Below are 10,042 nucleotides of genomic sequence, written 5' to 3'. Positions count from 1 at the left end.
CAACATATTCAAAAACTTCAAACCAAAGATAACTCCATCACCCTGATAACCGTTTTGATACGAACGAACATAATCCAATCTGAACAATCGGTATTTTCCAAATCCAAGATTGTCTAATCCAAGTGAGAATTCCTGATACGGTTTTCGGTCGGGAACAGCTAAGTTGTGAAAACCCAACACCAATTGTGATTTCAAGTATTTTAATAACGGAATTTTATTCATAAAATAACCTTTGTCATTGTGTTCAATATGAGTTTCGTTATAACTATCTTTGGTGCTTGCAGCGTAATAAGGCAACAAATTAAATTCATTAGTATAACTTTCAGATTGCCCAATGTGGGTTTGATTGCCATTGAAATGTTTGTAATCAACAAATGAAATATTGTCAGCATTGAAGAATTTACCACCTTTGAAAGCCATTTGTAAGGTTCCTTTGTTGCCTAAAGTCACATCATAATTTACCCGCGCAGCCACAAAATCATATTCATAATTTTTATCAGTTGCAGCAAATGTTTTTTCATAACCTAAAGACAAAGAGGGGTAATCATCATTCGGAATATTGTATTTTCCGTCAGGACGACTTATGTATTTTTGACCAAAATTAAAACGCATCAGTACATTAGTTTTAAACAAATTATGTTTGCTTATAGCTGCAGATGTTTCATCGTTTGGATCAAGTGGATTGTTGGATGTGTATAAATCATCACTTTTTATAACGGTATAATCCGTAGTGTTGTATAAAGGTTTTCGTTCAGCGTATTCGGCACAGATATTCATATAAAAACCATTGACAATCTCCCTTCCAAAAAAGCCCGAAACAAAATTCTTTTCATACAATTTCATGAAGTTGTTTTTGAAAAACAAGGTGCTAACACTATTTACAATATTTAAAATAGGATTACTTCCGTTAAATTGAGCTACGGAACTTCCACCATTAAAAATCAACAAACTATTATTAGTGTTGTTGAATTTATGAGTATAGTTGGCTGTGGCTCTTATTTTTTCTTCTGAAAAGCCATAATCAAATCGGGAACTAATTCTAGTAAACGTTCTTTTATCTTCATCACGTTTGGTATAAGACAAACCGGCATTGATTCTATAGCCTTGAACCGTATTGAAAGAGATTGACTTCAATGGTCCGTCATAATCCAATGACCATTTTTTAAAAGAGTTATTATAGCTATAGCCATTTAAAATATCCATCACTTTAAATTTGTTGCGTTTTGCATCAATCGAATCTAAATATACTTTTGATTTCTTTTTGGTTTGCAAGATATCTTTCTTAGTGTAATCAGTTGATTCTTCTTCTGTCAAAGGAACAGGGCGAATAGTATTCCAAAACGAATCTTCCTTTTTATTGGCGTTTTCCTGAAAAGATAGAATTTCATTGGTGAATGTTTTTTTATCAAACTGTTTCTCAAATTCAAAATTAGAATAGACATACGTAAATCGCCCATTGACTTTAATGGAAAGTAAACCAGCTATAAAGTCAAGTGTCTGAGTGTTTTTAACCCAAATTTTATTATTAGAATTGTAACTGTAACTCTGTTTCAATGTCAGTTTGTCTATAGCTGGAGACTGCATCTGGTTACCTTTTATGGATAAATCTGTGGCATAAATTGCGTAAGAGTCATCTACTATATATAGGTAGCCTTCCATAACCGGTTCGGTCTCGCGGCGAGGAATAACTTTTATCTTATTAATCTGTTGACGATTTTCGGTAAAAAAAGAACCTTCAAATTTGTACTTATAATAGTTGAATGCATTATCTGCAATAGGAGAAACAACATTAATCTCAAACGGAAGATAGTTTTCGTAAAAATCAAAATTCACCGAAGCCGCACTATTGAAACTAAAACCATTATCTTTTCCACTTACTTTAGAAGCCACGATGACTTCTTTCATTTTATCCGGTTTTTGAAAGGCAATCTTCGAAACCGTTTCCGACAAGTAAATGATTCCGCTTCGGGTGGAGTCTAGTATTTCATCAAAGAAATCAAACTTTTGTCCCATGATGGTTTTTGGCGCATCCTTCAATCGAATAATTCCACGGGAATAAAAATCGGCTTTGAAACGAGCAGTTTTTTCAGAGTTTTCTTTTTTGTTTTTAATGGCGTTTCTGATAATCTCATTCGCGGGATTATCTTTCGGATTTATGATAACTTCTTTTAATGTGATGTTTTCTTCCTGCATCATAACATCAAGTAAGATTGGGGTTTTATCTAAATCAACAATTTGTTTAATTGTTTTATACCCTAAATATTGAAATATGATATTATGGTTTCCTGGGATTTTGATATTTAATTCAAATTTTCCTTGCTCATTAGAGGTAGTGCTATTATAGGTATTCTCTTCAAATATGTTTACAAATGCTAATGGATTTCCTTTGACATCAGTTACGGTTCCTTTTATTTGGGATAAGCAATTGAGGGAAATTAATATAAATAGGAGAGAAGTAATTTTTTTCATAAATTTTTTTATTACACAGAGATTCACAGAGATTCACAGAGATTCACAGAGATTCACAGAGATTCACAGAGATTTTATTGATTAACTAAAAAAGATTGCAACGCCAATTCATAACTCTTAAAGCCAAAACCTATTATAATTCCTTTGGCATTTGGTGAAATAAAAGATTGATGACGAAAAGTCTCTCTTGAAAAGGTATTGGATATATGCACTTCAATCACCGGAGTTGTAATTGCTTTTACCGCATCGCCAATACCAACGGATGTATGTGTGTAAGCGGCAGCATTAAGAATGATGCCATCATAAGTAAACCCAACTTCCTGTATTTTATCAATTAGCTCTCCTTCTATATTACTTTGAAAATAAGAAAATATAATGTTTGGATAGCTCTTTTTCAATTTTTCATAAAAAGTATCGAAAGTGATGTTGCCATATACTTCAGGTTCACGTTTTCCTAGCAAGTTTAAGTTTGGGCCGTTAATTATGATTATTTTCATTTCTTTTTTATGCTTTCGGGTTATTTAGACAATAAAAATAATGATATTTACTTATGATATTATGTTTTTTTCAAAATCAAGTCCTTTTTGGGTTCTTTTTTAAGTCTAAAAACTGCAATATTCGTAGTACTATTCTTTTAAATGAACTAAAAAAGCATATTTTCTTTTAACACTGTTTAAATTTATAAAACATTTAAAAACATTAAAACTATGTTTTTCAGTGAATTAATGTTATTTATTGTTAATAAACTTGTTGATAACTCCAATTTTAAATTTGGATGATTGAATTAGATTACTTTAAATTTGACCCATTATTAATATTAAAATTAAACAAACATGAAAAAAATTATTTTAACAGTTGCTGCAGTATTCGTTTTGTCGTTTGCTAACGCACAAATTAAAACTGATGCTGGAACTTTCACTAAACCATCTGCAGGAAGTCTTCAGTTCGAATTGTCATTTTCACCTAACATTGCTGGCGCAGCATCATCAATGTTCTCATTGCCAAATTTTTATGGAAGTAACATTCCTGGAATAAGAGCAAGAAAATTTATGAGTGAAACAAAAGCTATGAGATATACTGGTAATGTGTCTATCTCTAATTCTGGCGCAGAAGGTGCAGATACTGCTTTTACTGTAGCTTTAGGAGTTGGTGTTGAAAACCACATGAAAGGTGCTGAGAGATTATCTACTTACTGGGGATATGAAGGTAATATCGGATTTCAAAGTACAGCTGGTGTAGCTGGAACTTTTGATCCAATTACTGGTGATCCACTTACTCCTGGTACTGCAAAACAAACAACTCTAGGTTTGTCTGCTCAATTGTTTACAGGTTTTGATTATTACATTATGCCTAATATCTATTTAGGATGTGAAATCAACTATGGTGTTGCTATTTTAAACACTAAGCCTGATGGTGGTGATGGAACAACTGAATTTAAAGTTCAACCAAACGTATTGCCAGCTTTTAGACTTGGATGGAGATTCTAATCTTAAATTTATTCAAGAGAGCCTCTGTTTAACAGGGGCTTTTTTTTTAACTAACCAATACCTTTTCTGCTATTTATTATATACTTAATTTTTATTTTGTTTTACTCTAGATTAAACGTAAAATAAGGTATTTGCTTATGATTTAATAACATAAATTATCACTAATAAATAATCTTCCAAATGAAACATATTTTAAAATTCATCCTTTTTATTATTGCATTTATTTCTTTAAATGGATGTAGTAATGATAATTCCAATAATTCTAACCCAAATTCAAGTGATTGTGCAACAACAGATCCTTGTCGAGGTGCAAGTGGATGTCCTTATTGGTATCCTACTGAGTTGTCTGACGAATGGAATTTTTTCATAGATGTACTAGGACAAACAACAAATTTTCGAGTTCGTATGGTTGATGATACAGTCATAAATGGCAACACATATTTTACTTCCAGATTTGTAGGAGGAACGATTCTGACAAATTTCAATGATTTTTGTTGGATTTATGGGTATCGTAATTCTAATGGAGATTTGTATGAATACGACCCAGCAACTGATTCAAGTTGGTTGTATTTGCCAAATAACCCTGTTGTAAACCAATCGTGGATACGTCAAGAACAACAATGGCAGGTCGTTTCTTTGAATTTTTCATTAACTACACCAACCTGCTCCTATAATAACTTGCTGAAAGTAAAAGTTACAGATACAGATGGGACTTACGATTATGTATGTTTTGGAAAAGGATTAGGGATTGTCGCTCAGCTAGATCAGAGTTCATCCATTATTATGTATTTAGGAGGAGTTAATATCCATTAATAAATAATATTTAAGCTACTTTTGTACATTAGATATAAATTTTCCCCAACAGGTTATATTCTTTTTATTTTTTTAAGTTACATCATAAGGCCTTAAATATTCTGTCTACTAAAAGTTTGCAACTCTATTGTAATTAACATTTTTTACTCCTATCTTAAATAAACAAAAGATAAATTAAATAATTGGTTTAATTTTTTTAATGTTTTATTTTTATTGTAATCAAACAATGTTATATTTGCCTAATTAATATTTAAAATTAAAACAAACATGAAAAAAATTATTTTAACAGTTGCTGCAGTATTCGCTTTATCGTTTGCTAATGCACAAGACAAAAAAGAATCAAGTGGTTCTCAAACTTCTAAAGGGAAATGGTTAATCGAGGCTAACACTGGATTTGGTACAATTGCTAGTGCTAATACCGGTTTAAGTTATTCTTCTCAAGGAGATTTGAAAAAAATGTCAATTGGTGCTGAAGGAGGTTATTTTATTATGGATAACTTAGCTATCAAACTTGGTTTAGGTTACAACTCTAGCGATGATGGTACTGGTAATGTTGGAGGTTTTGCATACAAAATCGGAGCAAAATACTACATTATGGGTAATATCCCAGTACAAGTTGATTATACTGGAGCATCAGGTGATGTATACAAAGTAGGAAGTGAAACGCCTTCTTATTTAGGGTTACAAGCTGGATATGCTGTATTCTTAGGAGAAAATGTTTCTATTGAGCCAGGTATCCGTTATAACAGCACTATGAATAAAGATGCTGCAGCAGACAGCGCTTTACAATTATGTGTTGGTTTCGCTTTACACTTCTAATAATTGTAAAAAATATTTTTAAAACCGCGCCTTTGGCGCGGTTTTTTTTGATTAAGTTTTAAAATTATTCCTGTTAAAAATTAAAAAAAAACAGCATATATTTTTGATGTAAAAAAAAGATTATTAGATTTGTCATAACTAATTTTAAAAAATTAAAAAACATGAAAAAAATTATTTTAACTATGGCAGTTGTTTTAATTGCAACTTTTGCCAATGCACAAGACATGAAATTTGGAGTAAAAGGTGGTTTCAATTCAGCCTCAAGTGATGGTGGTGGATCTGCTTCTGGATTTTTTCTAGGTGGTTTGGTTGAATTTAGTTTAGCAGATAAATTAGTTTTGCAACCTGGTTTAAATTATCACACATTTTCAGCAAATGGCGGTAGTGTAAGTACATTGTCAGTACCGGTGTTATTTAAATACAATGTTGCAGAAAAAATTAATTTATTAGCAGGTCCGTCTTTATTTTATAGTTTAGAATCAGAAGTTGTTGATAAGACAGTTTTTGGTCTAGATTTAGGTGGTTCTTATGATATTACTGATAATTTCTTTGTTGAACCAAGATATTCAATTGGTCTAACAGGCGAAGTTAAAACAAATGTTTTATTAATTGGTGTTGGATATAAATTCTAATTCTATATTAAACTAATATTATAACCGCGCCATTGGTGCGGTTTTTTTATAACCCTACTTTTCGTTTCTTTGTCTTATGAACTGGAACAGTTATATCAAAAGTTTTCAATCCTATCTAAAAATAGAAAGAGGCTTATCTAAAAACACCATTGCTAATTACAGCTTTGATTTTGAGCGATTGTGTGCTTTTTTAAATGAAAACAAAATAACCATTTCTCCAGAGAAAATAAATGAAGAAACTATTCAACAGTTTATATATGCTGTTTCCAAAGAAGTGAATGCCCGTTCGCAAGCTAGAATTATTTCCGGGCTAAAAAGTTTTTTCTCGTATCTTATATTTGAAGATTATCGCCCTGATAATCCAATGGAGCTAATTGAAGCACCAAGATTAGGTAGAAAACTTCCTGACACACTTTCCATTGACGATATTGATAATTTGATTGCTGCTATTGATTTGTCAACTCCTGAGGGCGAAAGAAACAGAGCCATACTTGAAACTTTGTATGGTTGTGGTCTACGAGTTTCGGAAATCACATCTTTAAAAATTTCGGATTTGTTTTTTGATGAGGGATTTATTAAGATAACCGGAAAAGGTAACAAACAGCGATTTGTTCCTATAGCCAAGTCGACGCAGAAGTACATTGAGTTATACAGAAACACAATCAGAAATCATCTTGATATTAAAAAAGGTTTTGAAGATACACTCTTTTTAAACCGAAGGGGAAAACAACTTACCCGTGCTATGATTTTTACAATCATCAAAACGTTGGCAATAAAGATCAATTTGCAGAAAAATATAAGTCCACATACACTAAGACATTCATTTGCTACACATTTACTTGAAAACGGTGCCGATTTGCGTTCTATTCAAATGATGCTTGGGCACGAATCTATTACTACTACAGAAATTTACGTGCATTTAGACCGAAAACATTTGACTCAAATCATCAATTCCTTTCATCCCAGAAAGGCATAAAAAAAGACTCATCATTTGGGACAAGTCTTTTTTTAAAAATATCAGTATAAATTTTACTTGGCTATATTCACCGCTCTGGTTTCACGAATAACCGTGATTTTAACCTGACCAGGATAAGTCATTTCTGTTTGAATTTTTTGTGAAATCTCAAAAGAAAGACTAGCCGCATTTTCATCGCTAACTTTTTCACTTTCAACAATTACACGAAGTTCACGTCCGGCTTGAATTGCATAAGCATTTTTAACGCCATTAAATCCAAAAGCTATATTTTCTAAATCTTTTAATCGTTGTATATAAGAATCAAGAACTTGACGTCTAGCGCCTGGTCTTGCTCCGGAAATTGCATCACAAACTTGAATAATTGGAGAGATTAAATATTTCATTTCAATCTCATCGTGATGCGCTCCAATGGCGTTGCAAACTTCTTCTTTTTCTCCGAATTTCTCTGCCCATTGCATTCCTAATAGCGCGTGTGGTAAATCACTTTCTGCATCAGGTACTTTCCCTATATCGTGAAGTAAACCGGCACGTTTGGCTAATTTAACATTCAAGCCCAATTCAGCTGCCATGATTCCACAAAGTTTAGAAACCTCACGCGAGTGTTGTAATAAGTTTTGTCCGTAAGAGGAACGGTATTTCATTCTACCAACCACTTTAATTAACTCAGGATGCAAACCATGAATTCCTAAATCGATTACGGTACGCTTACCAACTTCAATGATTTCGTCATCAATTTGTTTGGTTGTTTTAGCCACAACTTCTTCAATTCGAGCTGGGTGAATTCTACCGTCAGTTACTAATTTGTGTAATGACAAACGAGCAATTTCTCTTCTCACAGGGTCAAAACAAGAAAGGATGATAGCTTCTGGTGTGTCATCCACAATAATTTCAACTCCCGTTGCTGCTTCAAGTGCACGGATGTTTCTACCTTCACGACCAATGATTCTACCTTTAACATCATCTGATTCAATATTGAAAACAGAAACACAATTCTCAACGGCTTCTTCCGTTCCAACACGTTGAATAGTGTTAATGATGACTTTTTTAGCTTCTTGTTGTGCTGTTAATTTTGCTTCTTCAATCGTATCCTGAATATGCGACATGGCTTTAGTTTTGGCTTCCGCTTTTAAGCTTTCTACCAATTGTTCTCTGGCATCTTCAGCAGAAAGACCTGAAATGACCTCAAGTTGTTGCACCTGGCTTTTATGAAGCTTTTCGATCTCTTGCTGCTTTCTGTCTAATAACTCAATTTTTGAAGTGTATTCAGTTGTTTTGGCTTCGTAATCGTCGTTTATTTTTTTAGCTTTTGCTAATTCACTTGAAACTTGTGATTCTTTATCACGAGTTCTTTTTTCTATTTCAGCAATGCGTTTGTCTTTGTTTAAAATTTCCTGCTCGTGTTCAGATTTTAATTCTAAAAACTTTTCTTTTGCCTGTAATAACTTGTCTTTCTTGATATTTTCAGCTTCAAGATTGGCATCTTTTAAAATTGATGCAGCTTCTTTTTTAGCATTTTTAACCAAGTTGGAGATATTACTCTTTTCAAGGAATTTTGCAATTCCAAAACCTCCAGCAACTCCTCCTGTAAGCGCAACTATAATTAGTATTGTTTCCATTTTTTTTTGTTTGTGTTTATATATAAAAAAAGCCTACATTAGGTGAATGCATAAACTCGAAAAGACAAGTTTTGAGCTAACTCGTTGGTCAAGGATCCACAATAAAGTGGCGTGCTTTAGTAACGACGATTCGCTCATTCTAATTTGTTAGTGTTGAGTTTACCAATTAAAATCTAATGTAGGCGGTATTGTAATCCTATGTGATAAGAACGTTATTTCTTTTCGAGATAATCTGCTACTAAATCATTAATCTTTTTCAATCGTTCAAGATCTTTACTGTCAATGGAACTGTCAACTTTTTTTTGTTCTACTTGCGAAGCAAACTGTAAAGCACACATGGCCAATACATCTTGTTTGTCGCGAACAGCATAGTTTTCTTCGAATTGCTTAATCATCGCATCAATTTTTTTGGAAGCACTTCGCAGTCCTTCTTCTTGTGACATGTCAACCGTTAACGGATAAACCCTGTCTGCAATTGATAATTTTATTTTAAGCTTTTCATCCATGTTTTTAGTCTGATAACTGCGCTATACAGTAATCTATCTCTCGGATTAATGAATTTATTTTAAGTTTTGTATCTCTTTTATTTTCTTCACCGCCTAATAATGAATTAGCTATTTTGAGTGATTCGCATTCCGATTTCAAAGCGGCAATCTCATCCGATTGTTTTTGAATTACTGCAGCAGCTTTAACTAATTCCTCTTTCAATGAAACAGAACCCTGCTCTAAACTATTTATTTTAGTAAAAAGTTTCGTTATTCTACTTTCAACAGAATCAATTATTTCTGCAATTTCACTCATGAAATATTTTATTCATTACTTACTTCACAAAGTTAGGATTCTATTTTGTTTGCGCAATATTTTTACTAATTATTTATCGCAAATTTAAGATGAAATTATAATAAATTGTTTTTTAAGTAGTTATAAAAATAGTTATTCTGTAAATTTTTACGCACTTTTCATTACATTAGCATAAACAATTTTTTATGAGATTTTTTTGTATTGTTTTATTATTTTCAATTTATTCATTTGGACAAATCCAATATCCTAAGGATTATTTTCGTTCACCACTCGATATTCCATTACAGCTTTCAGGTAATTTTGGAGAATTGCGTCCCAATCATATCCATGCAGGTTTTGATTTTAAAACTCAGAAAAAAGAAGGTTTATTCGTTTTCGCTTCTGCCGATGGCTATGTTTCTAGAATAAAAATTTCAGAAGTTGGTTATG

At 32.3% G+C, this 10,042-nt stretch carries 10 protein-coding genes, 1 other RNA gene and 1 pseudogene; 6 read left to right on the top strand and 6 right to left on the bottom strand.

All coding sequences use genetic code 11. The features are described 5' to 3' along the window. Nucleotides 1-2,469: DUF5686 and carboxypeptidase regulatory-like domain-containing protein (locus tag ACOYLP_RS08375; protein ID WP_422855726.1), on the bottom strand; the 2,469-nt coding region annotated here is incomplete at its 3' end. A gap of 74 nt (nt 2,470-2,543) precedes the next feature. Then, on the bottom strand, nt 2,544-2,966 hold the full coding sequence (aroQ, locus tag ACOYLP_RS08370; RefSeq protein WP_422855725.1) for a type II 3-dehydroquinate dehydratase: 423 nt from the start codon (nt 2,964-2,966) through the stop codon (nt 2,544-2,546). A 336-nt stretch (nt 2,967-3,302) separates the two neighbouring features. On the opposite strand from aroQ, the gene ACOYLP_RS08365 reads away from it, so the two are divergent. From ACOYLP_RS08365 to xerD, 5 genes are all read left to right on the top strand, one after another. Continuing rightward, nucleotides 3,303-3,956 carry a hypothetical protein gene (locus ACOYLP_RS08365; RefSeq protein WP_422855724.1) on the top strand — a complete coding sequence of 218 codons (654 nt, stop codon included), beginning with the start codon at nt 3,303-3,305 and terminating at the stop codon, nt 3,954-3,956. Nucleotides 3,957-4,136: 180 nt separating this feature from the next. Further along, nucleotides 4,137-4,769, top strand: coding sequence for a hypothetical protein (locus ACOYLP_RS08360; protein ID WP_422855723.1), 633 nt, complete (start codon nt 4,137-4,139; stop codon nt 4,767-4,769). 267 nt (nt 4,770-5,036) lie between these two features. Further along, nucleotides 5,037-5,588, top strand: a complete 552-nt coding sequence (locus ACOYLP_RS08355; protein WP_422855722.1) for a hypothetical protein — start codon at nt 5,037-5,039, stop codon at nt 5,586-5,588. Between the two features lie 161 nt (nt 5,589-5,749). Then, nucleotides 5,750-6,220: an outer membrane beta-barrel protein gene (locus tag ACOYLP_RS08350; RefSeq protein WP_422855721.1), complete on the top strand. Its 471-nt coding sequence runs from the start codon at nt 5,750-5,752 to the stop codon at nt 6,218-6,220. 76 nt (nt 6,221-6,296) lie between these two features. After that, on the top strand, nt 6,297-7,196 hold the full coding sequence (gene xerD / locus ACOYLP_RS08345; protein WP_422855720.1) for a site-specific tyrosine recombinase XerD: 900 nt from the start codon (nt 6,297-6,299) through the stop codon (nt 7,194-7,196). Between the two features lie 53 nt (nt 7,197-7,249). On the opposite strand, the gene rny is transcribed toward xerD, so the two are convergent. From rny to ACOYLP_RS08325, 4 genes are all read right to left on the bottom strand, one after another. Continuing rightward, entirely contained in the window at nt 7,250-8,812 is a 1,563-nt protein-coding gene (gene rny / locus ACOYLP_RS08340) for a ribonuclease Y (RefSeq protein ID WP_422855719.1), read from the bottom strand. Nucleotides 8,813-8,864: 52 nt separating this feature from the next. Continuing rightward, a non-coding RNA gene (gene ssrS / locus ACOYLP_RS08335) (6S RNA) lies at nt 8,865-8,971 on the bottom strand. 53 nt (nt 8,972-9,024) lie between these two features. Continuing rightward, nucleotides 9,025-9,318, bottom strand: a complete 294-nt coding sequence (locus tag ACOYLP_RS08330; protein WP_422855718.1) for a cell division protein ZapA — start codon at nt 9,316-9,318, stop codon at nt 9,025-9,027. Nucleotides 9,319-9,322: 4 nt separating this feature from the next. Then, the gene (locus ACOYLP_RS08325) at nt 9,323-9,613 is read right to left on the bottom strand and encodes a hypothetical protein (RefSeq protein WP_422855717.1); all 291 of its coding nucleotides are present in this window, start codon (nt 9,611-9,613) and stop codon (nt 9,323-9,325) included. A 185-nt stretch (nt 9,614-9,798) separates the two neighbouring features. On the opposite strand from ACOYLP_RS08325, the pseudogene ACOYLP_RS08320 reads away from it, so the two are divergent. Continuing rightward, nucleotides 9,799-10,042: pseudogene (locus ACOYLP_RS08320) on the top strand (M23 family peptidase); the annotation flags it as partial.

This window comes from Flavobacterium sp. (genome assembly GCF_049318325.1).
Classification (GTDB): Bacteria; Bacteroidota; Bacteroidia; order Flavobacteriales; family Flavobacteriaceae; genus Flavobacterium.
This window is presented reverse-complemented; position numbering and strand designations above follow the sequence as displayed.

Excerpts from the sequence above, each read along its gene's own strand:
- aroQ (WP_422855725.1), bottom strand. The coding sequence starts at position 2,966 with ATGAAAATAATCATAATTAACGGCCCAAACTTAAACTTGCTAGGAAAA.
- ACOYLP_RS08365 (WP_422855724.1), top strand. The coding sequence starts at position 3,303 with ATGAAAAAAATTATTTTAACAGTTGCTGCAGTATTCGTTTTGTCGTTT.
- ACOYLP_RS08360 (WP_422855723.1), top strand. The coding sequence starts at position 4,137 with ATGAAACATATTTTAAAATTCATCCTTTTTATTATTGCATTTATTTCT.
- ACOYLP_RS08355 (WP_422855722.1), top strand. The coding sequence starts at position 5,037 with ATGAAAAAAATTATTTTAACAGTTGCTGCAGTATTCGCTTTATCGTTT.
- ACOYLP_RS08350 (WP_422855721.1), top strand. The coding sequence starts at position 5,750 with ATGAAAAAAATTATTTTAACTATGGCAGTTGTTTTAATTGCAACTTTT.
- xerD (WP_422855720.1), top strand. The coding sequence starts at position 6,297 with ATGAACTGGAACAGTTATATCAAAAGTTTTCAATCCTATCTAAAAATA.
- rny (WP_422855719.1), bottom strand. The coding sequence starts at position 8,812 with ATGGAAACAATACTAATTATAGTTGCGCTTACAGGAGGAGTTGCTGGA.
- ACOYLP_RS08330 (WP_422855718.1), bottom strand. The coding sequence starts at position 9,318 with ATGGATGAAAAGCTTAAAATAAAATTATCAATTGCAGACAGGGTTTAT.
- ACOYLP_RS08325 (WP_422855717.1), bottom strand. The coding sequence starts at position 9,613 with ATGAGTGAAATTGCAGAAATAATTGATTCTGTTGAAAGTAGAATAACG.